This is a genomic window from Paenibacillus caui (genome assembly GCF_019904135.1).
Taxonomy (GTDB): domain Bacteria; phylum Bacillota; class Bacilli; order Paenibacillales; family Paenibacillaceae; genus Fontibacillus; species Fontibacillus caui.
Genome location: NZ_JAIOGQ010000050.1, coordinates 1 through 16,256, shown reverse-complemented (window position 1 = coordinate 16,256; position 16,256 = coordinate 1). Strand labels below are relative to the sequence as shown.

The following is a 16,256-nucleotide window of genomic DNA, read 5'->3' as shown; positions in this document are numbered from 1 at the left end:
CCCCCCTCAAGATGAGATTTCCCAAATCGTAAGACCCCTTGAAGACGACGAGGTAGATAGGCTGGGGGTGGAAGTGCAGCAATGCATGGAGCTGACCAGTACTAATCGGTCGAGGGCTTATCCAAAACAAACCCCACTAAGTGAAAACTGGCGGGGCTAAGACGCAAAGAAGTTTCGTATCCAGTTTTCAAGCGATCAAGCTTGAAGGTTCATAATGATCCCTGATAGCTCAGTTGGTAGAGCACTCGACTGTTAATCGAGTTGTCACAGGTTCGAGTCCTGTTCGGGGAGTCAAACCCCAGAAAGGCGAGGGAGTATTCCGAGGCTTTCTGGGGAACCCATAGGGTTTGTGGAGAGGTGTCCGAGTTGGCCGAAGGAGCACGATTGGAAATCGTGTAGGCGTCACAAGCGTCTCGAGGGTTCGAATCCCTCTCTCTCCGCCATAATAATTAGGCCCGTTGGTCAAGGGGTTAAGACACCTCCCTTTCACGGAGGTAACAGGGGTTCGAATCCCCTACGGGTCACCATTTTTCATGATAATAAAGCTTGACTTTATTGATTGATATGTGTTACAATAATCATTGTGTTTAATTCGGAGGCTTAGCTCAGCTGGGAGAGCATCTGCCTTACAAGCAGAGGGTCGGGGGTTCGATCCCCTCAGCCTCCACCATTACTGACGCGGGGTGGAGCAGTCCGGTAGCTCGTCGGGCTCATAACCCGAAGGCCGCAGGTTCAAATCCTGCCCCCGCAATTGCAAGATTTTTGGCCTGGAACCGTGGTGTAGAGGCCTAACATGCCTGCCTGTCACGCAGGAGATCGCGGGTTCGAATCCCGTCGGTTCCGCCATTTTACCCTAATATAGTGAACTGATTATCCTGGTTCGATCACTTATCGGGATCATGGGAAAGCAATTTCACAATAAATAAGGCTCGGTAGCTCAGTCGGTAGAGCAGAGGACTGAAAATCCTCGTGTCGGCGGTTCGATTCCGTCCCGAGCCACCATTTAAGAATTACAAAATTGCATACGCCGGTGTAGCTCAATTGGTAGAGCAACTGACTTGTAATCAGTAGGTTGGGGGTTCAAGTCCTCTCGCCGGCACCATTTGTGGAGGCTTAGCGAAGTGGCCAAACGCAGCAGACTGTAAATCTGTTCTCTGACGAGTTCGGTGGTTCGAATCCATCAGCCTCCACCAGTTTAGGGGCATAGTTTAAAGGTAGAACAGCGGTCTCCAAAACCGTTAGTGTGGGTTCAATTCCTGCTGCCCCTGCCATAGAGTTTTCATTAGGCAAGTTATATTATGGCGGTCGTGGCGAAGTGGTTAACGCACCGGATTGTGGCTCCGGCATTCGTGGGTTCGATCCCCATCGATCGCCCCATTCATATATAACTGCTATTGGGGATTAGCCAAGCGGTAAGGCAACGGACTTTGACTCCGTCATGCATAGGTTCGAATCCTATATCCCCAGCCATTTATAATGCGGACGTGGCTCAGCGGTAGAGCATCGCCTTGCCAAGGCGAGGGTCGCGGGTTCGATTCCCGTCGTCCGCTCCATATATATGGCGCCATAGCCAAGTGGTAAGGCACAGCTCTGCAAAAGCTTTATCCCCAGTTCGAATCTGGGTGGCGCCTCCAGAATTTTTTAATATGAAGTCGTGTATTTTATGTGCCCTTAGCTCAGCTGGATAGAGCGTTTGACTACGAATCAAAAGGTCAGGAGTTCGAATCTCTTAGGGCACGCCATACATACTTCATTTTGTTTTATAAGCCGGTGTGGCGGAATTGGCAGACGCGCGCGACTCAAAATCGTGAGGGAAACCGTGGGGGTTCGAGTCCCTTCACCGGCATCAAACATGTAATGAAGCTCTTAAGGATAGTTTGTCCTAAGAGCTTTTTTTGTATATGGGGAACAACGCTAGAACGTGTCCAAAAGTCTTGGAAATGAATCAAAGAGATAACTGTCGATTTTGTCATTCAATTGGGAAAGAAAAATAATTTTTCCGCCCAAAAAACCGCATCGCTATGATGCGGTTTTTTGATTGCTCACGGAAGAGCGCAAAAGCGGGATGATGGTGAGCCATCCTGCAACTAAGCTGAAACCGGCAAGCGTATAGACGGCGGCAAGAGAAAGGGTCTGCTTGAAAATGCCGGACAGGCTCATCGTGAGAAGCATGGCTCCGGTCATGAGCGGAGTGCGAATGCCCGTGACCCTGCCGATATACGCTTGTTCCGTATATTGCATGACTAACGCGTTGTTTCCGACAAAGATGGCCGGCTGAAGCAGCGCGATGAGAAATTGAGCGGCCATCGTGAGCCAGAGCGCGGTCGACCATCCGATCAAAAGGATGCCCGCGCTGTTAACGAGCAATCCGATCGTCAACATGCGTTGCGGGGCAATCTTTGCGGCCAGCATAAACGTCACGATTCCACCGATGATTTCGCCCATACCGTAAGGGACGGTGATCCACGACAAATCTTCAGCGGACAACTCTAAACGTTCCGTCACGACGAAAATACTCAAAGGCGAGGTGAGGCCAACCCCAAGTCCCACCAGCGTAAAACACAGGCTCAGCCATAGAAGCTCTTTTTGGACGATGACATAACGAATGCCATCCGCCATTTCGCGCAGCAATGAAGACGGATTCTCCGCTTTCACTTGTGACCGGGCTGGATCCGCAGGGATGATTAGCATCGCAAGGGCGGACAAGAAGAAGGATGTGCCGGTCAGCAATATCGCAAGATCGATGCCCAACTGCTGATAAACGAACGTTCCCAGCACCGGTCCCGCGATCATAAAGACGGAAAAGAGGGTTTGCAACAGCGACATGCACGTTTGCGCATCCTCATCGCGCACGTGGATTTTGAACAGCTTCATGCCGGACGGCTGAGCAAACTGGGAAAGAATGGAGGAAGCAAGGGTCGCGAAAAAAACGGCTTTCCATGATCCGGTTTCGAGCACGAGAAAAACGATAAACACCGAAAGCGAGCTTAAGCCTTCGCACCAAACGATCGTCCTTTTCGGGCGCCACCGGTCCGCGAACACCCCGCCGATGAACGAAAAGATGAAGATGGGCGCATACTCCGCGACGGAGATCATGGAAACGGCAAACGCGTCTCCGTTTGTCTTTTCCATCACGTACAGGAGGACGGCGAGATTGCGAATCCATATTCCGAATTGAGAAAACAGATTGGACATTAGAATGGCTCTTACAAAGCGGTTTCGAAGCAAGTGTATGGAACTTGTCATCAACATGGTTACCTCCCCGATTTCATTTCGAAGCTATCTTACGTCCTCCTGCAAGGGAAGGGTCAAACGTTTTTTTAACGTTTTTTCTTGTAGAAAGAGTTGACTCTCCTCTAAGAGGAGCCTTTATTCTGGGAAGGGAAGGAGGCAGATCTCGCATGCTTTACACAGTCAAAGAGGTATCGTCACTGTCCAATGTCACGATCAAAACGCTGCATCATTATCACCGTATCGGTCTCCTTATGCCGTGCGAGATCAGTGAAGCCGGATATCGTTTGTACGGGATGAAGGAACTGGAGCGGCTGCAGCAAATTTTGTTCTACAAAGAGCTGGATTTTTCGCTTGAAAAAATCAAGGAGCTGCTGGAGGAGAATCCCGGACGGTTATCCATTTTGTCACAGCAGGAAAAGCTTCTTCTCGTTCGCAAACAAAGGCTGGAAACGATCATTCAAACGTTAAGGAAATCAATGAACAGCATGGAAAAAGGAGAACCGATGGATAGACAAGAGCTGTTCAAGGGATTTGAAAGCGAGGAAGCGTGGAAGGAAGCGATGAGCGGGCAAAATGAATACTTGAAGCAAACGTATAATTTCGACCCTCTTGAGAGCGCTCAGGTGGATGTTCAGAAGATGAACGAACAGGCAGCGGAAGCCGCAGTCTTTATGGGTGCTATGGCCAGCGCATTGAAGGCGGGCGTCAAACATCACGACGGGAAAATACGGCAGTTGATCCGCGGGCATCTCGATTTCTTGAACAAGTACGGACATCCGATATCCGCCGCGGATTTTGCGGCGCAAACCCGTTTTTTTCTGAACGATGACTTTCATCTTCGTATGCTGGAAGATCAACAAACCGGCTTGGCTTATTATCTTTGCGCAGCTGCCGAGTCTTTCGCGGGAGGCCATTCCTAGAGTTGAAATGACTACTTTACTACGGCATCCGCGCGATCTATTATCAATAACAGAGGCAGCTGCAATTCTGTATGCCGATTTGTGAAAACGCTTTTGATTCCACAAATAATATACCAGCAGAAGGAGTACACATGAATCTCTATTTGGAAATTCCGAAGCTAGACAAACATTTTCCCTTCAGAAGCTTTGTTAACAAAGGAGATGTGTTTTGCTACCCGCATTGGCATAAAGAAATCGAGATTATTTATGTGACTAAAGGAAGCTTGGATTTGGGTATCAACGATATGCCGATCCGAATGCGTCAAGGCGAAGTTCAATTTATTAATGGCGGAGACATCCATTATTTCCTGGCTTCACCCGATAGCGAACGGGTGGTTATCCAGTTTGATCTGAGTATTTTTCAGGAAGTATCGACAACACTGCGCGACAAAGAGCATTCCCTTAGGGATGCCTTTACGCAAATGGAACAATCCAGCTGGAGCTGGCCTGAAGAAACGGCTGCTAAAATGCTGCCGCTGATCGAGAATATCTACGAGGAAGATTCGCAGCGCAGAGAAGGCTACGCCTATATGATCAAAGCCAGATTGTTTGAAATGCTGACCCTTATTTCTCGGGAAATTCCGAAGAACCGAATGCAGACGCAGCCCAAAATTTCCGAGCATACCCTGACCCAATCCAAGGAAACGCTGTGGAAGCTGGAGCGCATTTTCGAATATGTCGAGAAGCATTATCAGGAACCCATTACGCTGAATAAGGTTGCCGAGTATATGGGGTTCAGCCCGTATTATTTTACCAAGATGTTCAAGAAGAACACAGGGATGACGTTTATCTCCTTTCTGAATGAATACCGGCTGAATAAAGCCAAATGGATTTTGTTAAATGAAGATGCGTCGATCACAGCGGTTGCGGAGGCGGCAGGGTTTGGCAGCGTGAAGACGTTCCATCATTTTTTCAAGGAAGCAACAGGTATATCTCCTCTAAAATACCGGAAGACAATATCCGGGAATAATTCAACAAGAATATAGGAAGAAAGCCTTTCATTTGATTTGTATTATAGAGATATAAACGAAATGGAGGTTTTAGGCCAATGACAGTAAAAATCGGTATTATCGGCTGCGGCGGTATTGCAAACGGAAAGCATATGCCTGCTTTGAAGAAGGTGAAGGAGGCGGAGATGGTGGCATTTTGCGATATCATTCCGGATCGCGCCGAGAAAGCGAAAGCAGATTTCGGAGATGAGGGCTCCGCAGTCTACACGGATTATAAAGAGCTGTTAAAGGACGAAAACATAGATGTCATTCATGTGTGTACTCCGAATATTTCTCATGCAGAAATTTCCATAGCCGCAATGGAAGCCGGAAAGCATGTCATGTGTGAAAAACCGATGGCGAAGACGACCGCGGAAGCGCAGGCGATGATCGATGCCTCCAAGCGAACCGGAAAGAAGCTGACCATCGGCTATCAAAACCGTTTCAGACAAGATTCTGCTTATCTGCATACCGTATGCGAGAATAAGGAATTGGGAGACATCTACTATGCCAAAGCAAAAGCCATCCGGCGTCGGGCGGTTCCGACCTGGGGGGTCTTTCTGGATGAGGAAGCGCAAGGCGGCGGGCCGCTGATCGATATCGGCACCCATGCCCTGGATTTAACCTTGTGGATGATGAACAATTACAAACCCAAATACGCGGTGGGAAATGCCTATCACAAGCTGTCTGGAAGAAAAAATGCCGCGAACGCTTGGGGCCCGTGGGATCCTGAGAAATTTACGGTTGAAGATTCTGCAATTGGATTCATTACGATGGAAAATGGGGCGACCATTGTCCTGGAGGCGAGCTGGGCGCTGAATACACTCGATGTGGGGGAAGCCAAAACGGTGCTTTGCGGTACTGAAGGCGGGGCCGACATGGAGAAAGGACTGCGCATTAACGGGGAAACCTACGGAAAACTGTACGAAAAGCATGTGCAACTGGAAGCCGGCGGCGTTGATTTCTACGATGGAGCTCAAGACGACCCGGCCTATGCGGAAGCAAAGCAATGGATCGACTCTGTTCTGAACGATACCGAGCCTGTTGTCAAACCGGAGCAAGCGCTCGTCGTGACCCGGATTCTGGAAGCCATTTATAAATCTTCGGAAACCGGTCAGCCTGTATATTTTGACTGAATAACCGTAGTGACCGCATAAAAGGAATACCGTTATCAAAGGAGAGGAGTATTCGTTATGAAACTTGGCGTGTTCGATCCCCTATTTGCTAATTTGACACTGGAAGAAATGCTGGATAAAATAGCCGCCGCCGGCTTGGATGCGGTGGAGATCGGTTCGGGAGGCAATCCCGGAAACGCTCATTGTCCTACGGATGAGCTGCTGGCAAGCGAGGAAGCCCGTAAAGCCTATCTGGAGAAGTTTGAGAAGCGGGGCATTATGATCAGCGCATTCAGTTGTCATAACAATCCGATTTCGCCGGACCCTGTCGAAGCCCGAGCCGGCGATGAAATTTTGCGGAAATCCATTAAACTGGCCTCTCTAATGGGCGTACCGGTAGTCAACACATTTTCGGGTACAGCCGGGGACAGCGAGGATGCAAAAGCGCCCAACTGGCCTGTCATCCCCTGGCCAACCGTGTACAGCGACATTAAGACCTGGCAGTGGGAGAATAAGCTGATTCCTTACTGGAGGGAAATCGGGAAGCTGGCGGAAGAGCATGGAGTCAAGATTGGCATTGAACTGCATGGCGGTTTTCTGTGCCACACCCCTTATACCATTCTGAAGCTGCGGCAGGAAACCTGCGATGCGATTGGCGTTAACCTGGACCCCAGTCACTTGTGGTGGCAAGGCATCGATCCGGTGGGAGCGATCAAGATTTTGGGGAAAGCAGGAGCCATCCATCATTTTCATGCCAAGGATACTTACCTGGATCAAGACAATATCAACATGTACGGATTGACAGACATGCAGCCTTATGGGCAAGTTCAGACACGGGCATGGACCTTCCGGTCCGTGGGATGCGGACACAGCATATCCCAATGGTCGGATATCATCAGCGCGCTCCGTACTTACGGTTACGATTATGTGGTCAGCATTGAGCATGAAGACCCTTTAATGTCCATTGATGAAGGATTCAATCGCGCGGTAACCAATTTGCAATCGATCCTTATTCGTGAGCAGCCTTTGGATATGTGGTGGGCTTAACAATTTCGGTATGGAAGGAAACGGACAGATGGAGAACAGAACATACAGTCTGGTCATTGTCGGCTATGGCGGAATGGGCAGCTATCATGGCCAATTGATTGAAGCGAATGAACGAATTACCGTTACGGGCGTGCACGACATCGTCGATTACCGTATGGAGCTGGCCGAGTCCAAAGGATACAGAACTTATGAGAGTCTTGAAGCGGTTTTATCTGATGAGACGGTAGACATTGTTCTTATAGCAACGCCTAATGACGTTCATAAAGAAATCGCCATAAAGGCATTGCAGGCCGGAAAGCATGTCATTTGCGAAAAACCGGTTACGGTGAACAGCGCCGATTTTCTGGATATTGTAAATGTGTCCAAGGAAGAAAACCGCGTGTTTATGGTGCATCAGAACCGCCGCTGGGATGAGGATTTTCTGATTATCAAAGATCTGATCGACAAGAAAACGATCGGCGAAACCTTCCATCTGGAATCCCGGGTTCAAGGGGCCAACGGCATCCCGGGTGACTGGCGCCAGCTGAAGACTTACGGCGGAGGCATGCTGCTGGACTGGGGAGTGCATTTGCTGGATCAATTACTTCTGATTACGGACAGCAAAATTGAGAGTGTCGCCGCTACGTTGAGCTTTATTTTGGGCACCGAAGTGGACGACGGATTCACCAGCTTCATCAAGTTCAAAGACGGCTTGACCGCCGTTATTGAAGTGGGAACGACCAATTACATCAAGCTGCCGCGCTGGTATGTCAAAGGAACGGAAGGAACGGCAGTTATCAGGGATTGGGATTTGAGCGGAGAGATCGTCAAGCGCAATTTGGACGTTGCCAAGGTTGAACCGAAACCGATTCAGGCGGGTCAGGGATTGACCAAAACGATGGCTCCCCCTTCGGAGGAATCCACGCTCCGGCTCCCGATCGAGAAACTGGAGTCTGCAGGCGAGGGCTTTTACGATAATTTTGTGTCTGTAATTGAAGGGACTGCCGAGCCTGCTGTCCGCCATGATCAGGTACACCGCGTGCTGGTGCTGATCGAAGCTATTTTTGAGGCGGCTGAAACGCAAAGCGTAATCCATAGAACGATATAATTTGTACCGATATCCCGAGGCAAACGGGAGGGGTCAGTCCCTTCACCATCTCATACAAATGTTAAGCCCAAAAGATCCCGATCTTTTTGGGCTTTTGTTTCATTAGCGGCTACGAACATGGCCTAGCCAGCCTCAAATTTCGATACATTTTCTCCATAATGGATAACATATGTATTGTTATTGTCTATATTTGAAAATGTGTTTGCATCATGCTATACTATCACTGCATTTAAATCCGACAACGGAGGAGGTGGTGATACATTAATCGAAATGAAGTCGGAACGCTAAAAAAAGGATTGGATATTTTTCATCTGCTTGCCGAGCATCCCGGGTTGTCAACCCAAGAGATCATCGAAAAGCTGAACCTGAATCAAAGTACCGCCTATCGTCTGGTGAGCACGTTAGAGCAGAATCAGTTCATTTCGAAGAACAGAGAAAACCGGTATGAAGTATCGGACGTTCTGATTTCAAAGCTTCTGTCAAAGAATGAGCGAAAGCATGACTACTTGAGATGGAGATCGGTTTTGTCTATGGAAAAGTTAAGCCATGAAACCGGCGAGACCACCTACATCGGAATGCTTCAAGGGACGGAAATGATGATCGCGCAGGCTGTTCAAGGCAAATATGCCACCCGAACCCATCATGAGATTGGAGATCGCCTGCCTCTTTATGCCGATGCAATCGGAAAATGTCTATTGGCTTTTCAAGACGAGGATGAGCAAAACCGGATTATCGAAACATTGTCTTTTGAGAAATTGACGGAGCACACCATTACATCCCTACCCTTATTTCGCGAGGAATTGAACCGGATTAAGAAGAACGGTTATTCCCTGGACAATGAAGAGGGTGAGATCGGCGTCAGATGTATAGGCGCGCCGATTCGTAAAGGCGGTCAAGTCATAGCGGCCATTGCGCTCAGCGGACCCTCGGTGCGAATGTCCGAAGAGAAGGATCCATCGCATACTGCATTGGTCAAAGCATGCGCATCGGCAATCTCGGAAACAGTCTGAAATGATAGAAAACCGGCCCCCTTATGCCGGTACGAGCCGTACGCCAGACGATCTTCCGGCGTTCAACCGCGAATCCTTGAAGCATGCCCGAATTGAAGTGGTGCCCGCGCAGAATCATTTATTTTAACAGGAGGAAATGATCATATGGATTTTGTTACCTTGAACAACGGTTTAAAGATGCCGCAGCTCGGATTCGGTGTTTGGCAAGTTGAAGATGAAAAAGCTGCCGCTGTAGTTTCCAAAGCGATTGAAGTGGGTTATACCTCGATCGACACAGCAATGATTTACAAGAATGAGAAAGGTGTCGGAAAAGCGATTGCGCAAGCTTCCGTTCCCCGTGAGCAGCTGTTTATTACAACAAAGGTCTGGAATAGCGATCAAGGCTATGACAGCACCTTGCGGGCATATGATGAAAGTCTCGAAAGACTGGGGCTCGATTATGTTGATCTATATTTAATCCACTGGCCGACTCCGGCGTACGATCAGTATGTGGATACATACAAGGCGCTAGAAAAGCTGTATCGTGACGGTCGAGTCAAAGCCATCGGCGTATGCAATTTCGATATTGAACATTTGGAGCGTTTGTTGAACGAGTGTGAAGTAAAGCCCGTCCTGAACCAAGTCGAGTGTCATCCGTACCTTGCTCAGAATGAACTGAAAGAATTTTGCGCCAAGCATGATATTTTTGTGGAAGCATGGAGTCCTCTTGAGCAGGGCGGCGAGGTGCTGAAGGACGCAGCGGTCCTGAAGATTGCCGAAGCGCATGGCAAAACACCGGCTCAAGTCGTCCTGCGCTGGCACTTGCAGAACAACTCCATCGTCATTCCGAAATCCGTCACACCGTCGCGGATCGAAGAGAACTTCCAAGTATTTGATTTCGAGCTGACCGCAGCTGATATGGCGGAAATCAACAAACTGGATCGCAATCAGCGCAAGGGTCCAAAGCCAAGCGAAATGAATATGCGCTAAAATTCATAAATAAATGCTGTATCCCCTGCCTCAAATAAAGCGGCTGATCCGCTCATATTTGGGGCTTTTTCATGCCTGAATCTATTTCTCATCAAGGGGCGGGAAATGCGGAAGGACTTCCTGTCCCAATTCATCCAAAATTTCAGCGGCGGGACATTGAGGCAAATGTATCCATCATGTTCTTCCTGAGCTTTCCCGAACTCTTGGAAAGGAATCGGGGGGCTTAAGCTGCCCCCTTATTCCATAACGGGCTTTGGTTTTGGTTTTGCAACGGCAGTTCTGGCATCTTTGTTTTCGAGCGCAAGCGCCCAAACTGTGAGCACAATGGCGAATGCAACCATCAGCGCGCCAACCCATGGGGTGTGTTTCAGACCGATTGTGTCCGTAACGACTCCTCCGAGGTACGCTCCGAGGGCAATGCCTGCATTAAACGCCGCAATGTTGATCGCGGAGGCTACGTCCACCGCTTGGGGGACAAACCGCTCGGCGAGGATGACGACATAGACCTGCAGACCGGCTACGTTCATAAAGTGGAGCAAGCCCATCAAGACAATGGTAATGAGGCTGGCTACCATGAACGGAGCGGTGAAGTTGAATAACAGCAGAATTAGTGCCTGGAAAATAAACATAATGAGCAGCGCTTTGACAGGTTTTCGATTGGCAGCTTTACCTCCAATAACATTGCCAATGGCAATCGCAGCTCCGTAAATCAACAGGATGCCCGCTACCGTCGATTCCTTGAATCCTGAAATTTCGCTAAGCATCGGAGACAGATAAGTGAACACGACGAAGGATCCGCCATAGCCGAGTGCGGTTATGATAAACACGAGCAGCAGCCGACCGTTCGTAATAATTTTCGCCTGATCCCGGAATTTGACGGGAGATCCTTTTCTAAGTCCCGAGGAAGGAACAAGAATCATATTGGCAAAGAAAGCGATAATGCCGATTGCGACTATGAAAATAAAAGCGATTCGCCAGCCCCACTCCTGTCCGAGATAAGTCCCGAGTGGAACACCGGCAACGATGGCGATTGTCAGGCCGGAGAACATGATCGAGATTGCGCTGGCCCGGCGGTTTTCCGGTACAAGGTCGGCCGCAATGGTTGAGGCGATCGACATAAAGACACCGTGTGAAAATGCCGCGACGACGCGACCCGCTAACAGAATGCCGATGTTGGTTGCCGAAGCAGCCAGGGCATTTCCGATAATAAAGACGATCATAATCCACAGCAGCAACGATTTCCGCGGCATTTTTGCGGTAAGGGACGTCAATACGGGGGCCCCGAACGTAACTCCCAAGGCATATAACGTAACGGTCAAGCCCGTAGTTGTAACGGATATATTCAAGTCTTCAGAGATAAGCGGGAGCACCCCAACGCTTATAAACTCCGTTGCTCCGATGGCAAATGCGCTGATCGCAAGCGCCAACAGGGCAAACATGCTTCTCCTTTGGTTCATTGACATTTTCTCTCGACTCCTGATTTCAGTATGGTTTGCCGGCCGGTGAATGTTATTATGAATCATACGGATCAGGTTGAATAGTACGTACTTTCAAGTTCTATAGGTACTAAAAAGTACCTTTTGAGCAGGAAACCGGTTTTTGGGGGAATAGAGAGGCAAAGAAAAAGGCCGCTTTCCGGCCGGGAAATAATGTGACAACGGAAGCGTTGCCCGTGCCGAAAAGTGGCGCTTGTCCAACGAAAAGTTTCGGAGCAGCTTAATTGGAAGCAAATTCAAAATAGCGACCCGGTCAGCGAACTAAAAATAACGAAGATAGATATATACGCTGGATAGAGCGATCGATATGATCATTAGCGGGAAGCCGAATTTTAAGAAGCGGAGGAACGAAATCGGTTCTCCTTCTTTTTCCGACATGCCGGCGGCCACCAGATTGGCGCTGGCGCCAATCAGCGTACCGTTGCCTCCCAGACACGCTCCCAGGGATAAACTCCACCACAGCGGCTCGATCGGATGCACCCCCAAGTTATTCATATCCTGAATCAACGGAATCATGGTCGCTACAAACGGAATGTTATCCATAAAAGCGGAAGCCACAGCGCTGAGCCACAGAATCAGCATACTGCCGGAAAGGGCGTCTCCGCCGGTAACGGCCATGGCCTTGTCTGCCAGGGAAGAGATGACCCCGGTTTCCACAAGGCCGCCGACGAGCACGAACAGCCCTACAAAGAAAAAGAGAGTGGGCCACTCGACCGAGCGGAAAGCTCTTTCCATCATATTTTCCCCGCTAACCATCAGCAGCAGGAAAGCGCCTGCCAGCGCCACGGTTGCCGATTCCAGATGAAGCAACTGATGGGTGAAAAAGCCCAAAATGACAATCCCGAGGATAATCAAGCTCTTGATCAGGAGCGGTTTGTCCTGAATGATGCCTTTTAGACTGTAGCCCATAAGGACTTTGCGGTTTTCATCGTTCGTTTTGAGCTTGCGGCGGAATATAAGGATAAACAAGCCTATATTTACCGCCATAATGATGACAACAATAGGGCTCAAATTGAGCAGGAAGGCATTGAACGTAAGCTCCTTTACACTGCTGCCGATCATAATATTCGGCGGATCCCCGATCAATGTCGCGGTACCTCCAATATTGGAGGCCAGCACCTGGGTAAAAATCAACGGAAAAGCGGGAACCTTAAGCTGGCGGGTGATGCTGAAGGTAACGGGAACCATAAGCATGATGGTCGTCACATTGTCCAGAAAGGCGGATGCCAAAGCGGTAATCACTGCAAGCATCCACATGATCCGGATGGGTCTGCCGCCGGCTTTCTTGGCCGTCCAAAGCCCGATAAATTTGAACAATCCGGTTTCGGCTGTCGTATTGACGATAATCATCATACCGAGGAGAAGGCCGAGCGTATTGAAATCGATATGGTGAATGGCCGTTTCCTGGTTTAGAATGCCAAATCCGATCATCAGAAGACCGCCAATCATGGCAAGAATAGTACGATGGATTTTTTCGCTAATGATAAGGGCGTAAGCAAGCAGAAAAATGGCGATAGCAAAGAATGCCTGAATGTGCATAAGGTCCTCCCAAACAATGTACTCTTACTATGATACCCCAAAAAAGCAAAAAGGAGCCTTGATTTGACAGGCTCCTCCATGAATTGCTTTATGAGTTTAGGTTTTGCGCTGAAACCTAGTATAAAACCTTTCCTAATAAAAGTAAACCGCTGTTTCGCCACAAGACTAGGCTCCTTCCCGCTTATGGGCGGAAACCTTCCTCGACCTTGGTCTAGGTTGAAAAACCGTCCCCGGTCTGTTTTGGAAAAAGGGTCCAAAGCTTAGAATAGAGACATAAGGTTGAAGGAGAGGCGGTGAACATAATGAGAAACAGCGGGTCAAAAGGATTTGCCATTATACTTATTGCCTTGGGTGCATTGATTATCCTTGGCAAACTGACTCCATTCCTTGGCAGTCTGTTCGGGCTTGTAATCGCGATAGCGATGATTGCTCTTGGCTACTACGGAATTCGCAGAGGCAATGCATTTTTCGGTTGGATTGTACTTGCGATCGGGGTCCTTTCCTTAATTGCCAAGCTCGCTTGGCTGATCGTGCCGGTGCTCGGGATCGGATTGATCCTTTACGGCATTTCGGTACTGAGCAGAGGCAGACGTAATTACTAAAATAAATCATACGATGGTTTGAAAGCAGATAAATGATCGCGTTAGGAGGGACAGCTTAAACCATGGGTGTATTTCGCAGGGTTAGAGATATTACAGTAGCCAATTTGAACGAGCGCTTGGAGCAATCCCAGGATCCGGTGCAGTTGATTGACCGTTTCCTGTTTGAAACCCGGCAGGAGATTGCGGAGGTGGAGAGACTTCACCATCAATGCATGGCGCATACGCGGAACCTGAAGGGACAGGTTGACCACGCGAAAGCGATGCGGGACAAAAGGGAAGACCAGGCTCTGCTGGCGTTGAAAGCCGGGGAGGAGCATTTGACCAAACTGGCCTTGCAGGAAAAGATGCTGTATGAGGAAAAGCTGCAGCAATATGAAGAGCTTTACGAGCAAAGCGCCGAATCGCTTCAGGAGCTGGAGCTTCAGATGGGAGAGCTTAAAACCGAGTACCAGACCGTTTACAGCAAACGCCAATATTACTATGCGCGAATGGAGACGCTTCGTCTTCAGCAGCGCATGAACCAAAGGCTGGGGATGGGAGACCGCGATGTCCCCAAAATGTTCGGACGCCTGGAAGACCGGGTGTCGGATATGGAATGGGAGACGCGCAGTCTGCGGGAGCTCAGAAGAAGCGAATCCGGACATTCCGGCCAGGCGTCAGGCGCTTCGCTCCAGTCTTCGCTGGAGCGGGAGCTTGAGCGGTTAAAACAAAAGCTAGATAACAAGGGAGGAGCGTGAATACGGTGAGCAGAGTGTATAGATCCCGCAGAGACCGGTGGTTTACCGGTTTGTGTGGAGGACTCGCGGAAAGTTTCGGCATCAGTGCGGGAATTCTGCGTCTGCTCGTCGTTATTGCGATACCTTTTACGAGCGGCGCTATAATCCTGCTGTACCTGATTGCCTCCCTAGTGGTTTCGAAGGAGCCATTCCAGCCTCAGGATCCTTATTACGGAGGTGGCTGGAATCCAGGGTATGGACCCGGACCTGGACCTGGCCCCTATCGCTTTGGACCTAAAGACGATCCGCGCTTCTCGCAGCGTCCTCCGTTCCCGCCTCCGTACCGGGATGATGCTCCGCCCCGTTATAACGACAGCCGAAGGGGTTCGGACGGCTTTGGCAGAGCGGGTGAATCCAATCTGGATTATATGATGGGTGACATTGAGAAGAAAGCGATGCAGAAAGAACTCGAAGAGCTTCGAAAAAAACTTGCTAAATACGAAAATGGGAAGAACGAGAAAGGAGAAGTGTAAACAATGGGAGTATTTAAAAGAATAAAGGATATTACAAAAGCATCTGTAAACGAACTGCTGGATAAGGTTGAAGATCCGATTGTCATGCTGAATCAATACCTGCGCGACATGGAAGAGGAAATCCGGGATGCGGAGGTAACGGTTGCCAAGCAAATGGCCAATGAACGCCGCATGAAGCAGCGTCTCGAAGAGGCTGTACGGATTTCCGCGCAGCGTGAAACCCAGGCGTCGGCCGCGCTTGCGAACGGTCAAGAGGAAATCGCCCGCAAGCTGCTTGAAGAGAAAATTTACTACGATCAAAAACAGTCCGAGTTTCAGGATTTGCATACCCAGGCTGAGCTTCATGCCCAGGATTTGAAGCAGCAGCTGCATGATATGAAGGACGAATTCTACAAGCTGCGCAACAAACGCAATGAACTGGTTTCCAGGGCGCAAATGGCCAAAGCCAAAAAGCAAATGTCCCAAATCAGCAGCCTGCACACGATCGAGAGCGGCAGCGCATCCCTTGGTTTTCAGCGCATGGAAGAGAAGATTTTGCAGCTTGAAGCCGAAGCGGATGTCATGCGTACCCCGTACAGCCCCCGTGGCGGCGCATACAACCCTGTAGACGCCGAGAAACAGCTGAAAGTGGAAGAGCAGCTCAGCGCGCTCAAAGCCAAGCTGAACGGTTCGGGCAAGCCGGCTGCATCGTCAGAGGAATAACGGCTGTTCGGAAAGAGGATAAATATGTTATGCTGTACAGGTATGGGCCGGGGATAACACCCCTTGAAAATTGCTCCCTGTATGGAGACGAGAGCCATACGGCATGGGATCATGCCGCTATGGCTTTTCTAGTACGCCCAGCATGGGCGTCATCTACACGGTGAAAGTCCGGAATGGGGGCTGGCGAGCGCCTACCATTAGCCAAGGGTAAGGGTGTCCCATCGTGAGGTGGAATCTGAAGGAAGCCGGAGGCAAAAG

At 49.5% G+C, this 16,256-nt stretch carries 15 protein-coding genes, 16 tRNA genes and 1 rRNA gene; 29 read left to right on the top strand and 3 right to left on the bottom strand.

Annotated elements, in window-relative coordinates:
- The 17 genes from K7397_RS20235 to K7397_RS20155 form a co-directional block, all read left to right on the top strand.
- Positions 1 to 125 (top strand): 23S ribosomal RNA (locus tag K7397_RS20235); the annotation flags it as partial.
- A 93-nt stretch (positions 126 to 218) separates the two neighbouring features.
- A tRNA-Asn gene (locus K7397_RS20230) sits at positions 219 to 291 on the top strand.
- Positions 292 to 351: 60 nt separating this feature from the next.
- A tRNA-Ser gene (locus tag K7397_RS20225) sits at positions 352 to 443 on the top strand.
- Between the two features lie 9 nt (positions 444 to 452).
- Positions 453 to 527 (top strand) — tRNA-Glu (locus tag K7397_RS20220).
- Between the two features lie 67 nt (positions 528 to 594).
- Positions 595 to 670 (top strand) — tRNA-Val (locus K7397_RS20215).
- A gap of 7 nt (positions 671 to 677) precedes the next feature.
- Positions 678 to 751, top strand: a tRNA-Met gene (locus tag K7397_RS20210).
- A gap of 18 nt (positions 752 to 769) precedes the next feature.
- Positions 770 to 846: transfer RNA gene (locus tag K7397_RS20205), tRNA-Asp, on the top strand.
- An 80-nt stretch (positions 847 to 926) separates the two neighbouring features.
- Positions 927 to 1,002 (top strand) — tRNA-Phe (locus K7397_RS20200).
- A 24-nt stretch (positions 1,003 to 1,026) separates the two neighbouring features.
- Positions 1,027 to 1,102: transfer RNA gene (locus K7397_RS20195), tRNA-Thr, on the top strand.
- A 5-nt stretch (positions 1,103 to 1,107) separates the two neighbouring features.
- A tRNA-Tyr gene (locus K7397_RS20190) sits at positions 1,108 to 1,193 on the top strand.
- Between the two features lie 4 nt (positions 1,194 to 1,197).
- A tRNA-Trp gene (locus K7397_RS20185) sits at positions 1,198 to 1,271 on the top strand.
- 30 nt (positions 1,272 to 1,301) lie between these two features.
- Positions 1,302 to 1,377: transfer RNA gene (locus K7397_RS20180), tRNA-His, on the top strand.
- Between the two features lie 18 nt (positions 1,378 to 1,395).
- Positions 1,396 to 1,470, top strand: a tRNA-Gln gene (locus K7397_RS20175).
- Between the two features lie 8 nt (positions 1,471 to 1,478).
- A tRNA-Gly gene (locus K7397_RS20170) sits at positions 1,479 to 1,553 on the top strand.
- Positions 1,554 to 1,560: 7 nt separating this feature from the next.
- A tRNA-Cys gene (locus K7397_RS20165) sits at positions 1,561 to 1,634 on the top strand.
- Positions 1,635 to 1,665: 31 nt separating this feature from the next.
- Positions 1,666 to 1,742, top strand: a tRNA-Arg gene (locus K7397_RS20160).
- 24 nt (positions 1,743 to 1,766) lie between these two features.
- A tRNA-Leu gene (locus K7397_RS20155) sits at positions 1,767 to 1,846 on the top strand.
- A gap of 173 nt (positions 1,847 to 2,019) precedes the next feature.
- On the opposite strand, the gene K7397_RS20150 is transcribed toward K7397_RS20155, so the two are convergent.
- Entirely contained in the window at positions 2,020 to 3,246 is a 1,227-nt protein-coding gene (locus K7397_RS20150; protein WP_223070411.1) for an MFS transporter, read from the bottom strand.
- A 155-nt stretch (positions 3,247 to 3,401) separates the two neighbouring features.
- Between K7397_RS20150 and K7397_RS20145 the strand changes: the two genes are divergently transcribed.
- The 8 genes from K7397_RS20145 (at position 3,402) to K7397_RS20115 (ending at position 10,410) form a co-directional block, all read left to right on the top strand.
- A complete protein-coding gene (locus tag K7397_RS20145; protein WP_223070410.1) occupies positions 3,402 to 4,154 on the top strand; it encodes a MerR family transcriptional regulator in 753 nt (250 codons plus the stop codon).
- A 131-nt stretch (positions 4,155 to 4,285) separates the two neighbouring features.
- Positions 4,286 to 5,179 (top strand): AraC family transcriptional regulator, encoded by an 894-nt coding sequence (locus K7397_RS20140; RefSeq protein ID WP_223070409.1) that lies wholly within the window; start codon positions 4,286 to 4,288, stop codon positions 5,177 to 5,179.
- 62 nt (positions 5,180 to 5,241) lie between these two features.
- Positions 5,242 to 6,318: a Gfo/Idh/MocA family protein gene (locus K7397_RS20135; protein ID WP_223070408.1), complete on the top strand. Its 1,077-nt coding sequence runs from the start codon at positions 5,242 to 5,244 to the stop codon at positions 6,316 to 6,318.
- 57 nt (positions 6,319 to 6,375) lie between these two features.
- Positions 6,376 to 7,344 (top strand): sugar phosphate isomerase/epimerase family protein, encoded by a 969-nt coding sequence (locus K7397_RS20130; RefSeq protein ID WP_223070407.1) that lies wholly within the window; start codon positions 6,376 to 6,378, stop codon positions 7,342 to 7,344.
- A 28-nt stretch (positions 7,345 to 7,372) separates the two neighbouring features.
- Positions 7,373 to 8,431: a Gfo/Idh/MocA family protein gene (locus K7397_RS20125; RefSeq protein WP_223070406.1), complete on the top strand. Its 1,059-nt coding sequence runs from the start codon at positions 7,373 to 7,375 to the stop codon at positions 8,429 to 8,431.
- Positions 8,432 to 8,691: 260 nt separating this feature from the next.
- Positions 8,692 to 9,441 (top strand): IclR family transcriptional regulator, encoded by a 750-nt coding sequence (locus K7397_RS20120; RefSeq protein WP_223070413.1) that lies wholly within the window; start codon positions 8,692 to 8,694, stop codon positions 9,439 to 9,441.
- 1 nt (position 9,442) lies between these two features.
- The gene (locus K7397_RS21940) at positions 9,443 to 9,568 is read left to right on the top strand and encodes a hypothetical protein (RefSeq protein ID WP_273545661.1); all 126 of its coding nucleotides are present in this window, start codon (positions 9,443 to 9,445) and stop codon (positions 9,566 to 9,568) included.
- Between the two features lie 17 nt (positions 9,569 to 9,585).
- Complete coding sequence (locus tag K7397_RS20115) at positions 9,586 to 10,410, top strand: aldo/keto reductase (RefSeq protein WP_223070405.1); 825 nt, start codon at positions 9,586 to 9,588, stop codon at positions 10,408 to 10,410.
- 236 nt (positions 10,411 to 10,646) lie between these two features.
- Here K7397_RS20115 and K7397_RS20110 read toward each other — a convergent pair whose 3' ends face one another.
- The gene (locus K7397_RS20110; protein WP_223070404.1) at positions 10,647 to 11,873 is read right to left on the bottom strand and encodes an MFS transporter; all 1,227 of its coding nucleotides are present in this window, start codon (positions 11,871 to 11,873) and stop codon (positions 10,647 to 10,649) included.
- Positions 11,874 to 12,167: 294 nt separating this feature from the next.
- Positions 12,168 to 13,445 (bottom strand): ArsB/NhaD family transporter, encoded by a 1,278-nt coding sequence (locus K7397_RS20105; protein ID WP_223070403.1) that lies wholly within the window; start codon positions 13,443 to 13,445, stop codon positions 12,168 to 12,170.
- A gap of 302 nt (positions 13,446 to 13,747) precedes the next feature.
- On the opposite strand from K7397_RS20105, the gene K7397_RS20100 reads away from it, so the two are divergent.
- From K7397_RS20100 to K7397_RS20085, 4 genes are all read left to right on the top strand, one after another.
- Positions 13,748 to 14,047 carry a LiaF transmembrane domain-containing protein gene (locus K7397_RS20100; protein ID WP_223070412.1) on the top strand — a complete coding sequence of 100 codons (300 nt, stop codon included), beginning with the start codon at positions 13,748 to 13,750 and terminating at the stop codon, positions 14,045 to 14,047.
- A gap of 62 nt (positions 14,048 to 14,109) precedes the next feature.
- Positions 14,110 to 14,784, top strand: a complete 675-nt coding sequence (locus K7397_RS20095; protein ID WP_223070402.1) for a PspA/IM30 family protein — start codon at positions 14,110 to 14,112, stop codon at positions 14,782 to 14,784.
- A gap of 5 nt (positions 14,785 to 14,789) precedes the next feature.
- Positions 14,790 to 15,296 (top strand): PspC domain-containing protein, encoded by a 507-nt coding sequence (locus K7397_RS20090; protein ID WP_223070401.1) that lies wholly within the window; start codon positions 14,790 to 14,792, stop codon positions 15,294 to 15,296.
- Positions 15,297 to 15,299: 3 nt separating this feature from the next.
- Positions 15,300 to 15,998 carry a PspA/IM30 family protein gene (locus K7397_RS20085; protein ID WP_223070400.1) on the top strand — a complete coding sequence of 233 codons (699 nt, stop codon included), beginning with the start codon at positions 15,300 to 15,302 and terminating at the stop codon, positions 15,996 to 15,998.
- Positions 15,999 to 16,256: the final 258 nt, after the last annotated feature.

What these genes read in the sequence shown, in the direction of transcription:
- K7397_RS20130 (WP_223070407.1), top strand. Translation starts at nt 6,376, where the DNA reads ATGAAACTTGGCGTGTTCGATCCCCTATTTGCTAATTTGACACTGGAA.
- K7397_RS20085 (WP_223070400.1), top strand. Translation starts at nt 15,300, where the DNA reads ATGGGAGTATTTAAAAGAATAAAGGATATTACAAAAGCATCTGTAAAC.
- K7397_RS20140 (WP_223070409.1), top strand. Translation starts at nt 4,286, where the DNA reads ATGAATCTCTATTTGGAAATTCCGAAGCTAGACAAACATTTTCCCTTC.
- K7397_RS21940 (WP_273545661.1), top strand. Translation starts at nt 9,443, where the DNA reads ATGATAGAAAACCGGCCCCCTTATGCCGGTACGAGCCGTACGCCAGAC.
- K7397_RS20100 (WP_223070412.1), top strand. Translation starts at nt 13,748, where the DNA reads ATGAGAAACAGCGGGTCAAAAGGATTTGCCATTATACTTATTGCCTTG.
- K7397_RS20095 (WP_223070402.1), top strand. Translation starts at nt 14,110, where the DNA reads ATGGGTGTATTTCGCAGGGTTAGAGATATTACAGTAGCCAATTTGAAC.
- K7397_RS20110 (WP_223070404.1), bottom strand. Translation starts at nt 11,873, where the DNA reads ATGTCAATGAACCAAAGGAGAAGCATGTTTGCCCTGTTGGCGCTTGCG.
- K7397_RS20105 (WP_223070403.1), bottom strand. Translation starts at nt 13,445, where the DNA reads ATGCACATTCAGGCATTCTTTGCTATCGCCATTTTTCTGCTTGCTTAC.
- K7397_RS20145 (WP_223070410.1), top strand. Translation starts at nt 3,402, where the DNA reads ATGCTTTACACAGTCAAAGAGGTATCGTCACTGTCCAATGTCACGATC.
- K7397_RS20125 (WP_223070406.1), top strand. Translation starts at nt 7,373, where the DNA reads ATGGAGAACAGAACATACAGTCTGGTCATTGTCGGCTATGGCGGAATG.
- K7397_RS20150 (WP_223070411.1), bottom strand. Translation starts at nt 3,246, where the DNA reads ATGACAAGTTCCATACACTTGCTTCGAAACCGCTTTGTAAGAGCCATT.
- K7397_RS20115 (WP_223070405.1), top strand. Translation starts at nt 9,586, where the DNA reads ATGGATTTTGTTACCTTGAACAACGGTTTAAAGATGCCGCAGCTCGGA.
- K7397_RS20135 (WP_223070408.1), top strand. Translation starts at nt 5,242, where the DNA reads ATGACAGTAAAAATCGGTATTATCGGCTGCGGCGGTATTGCAAACGGA.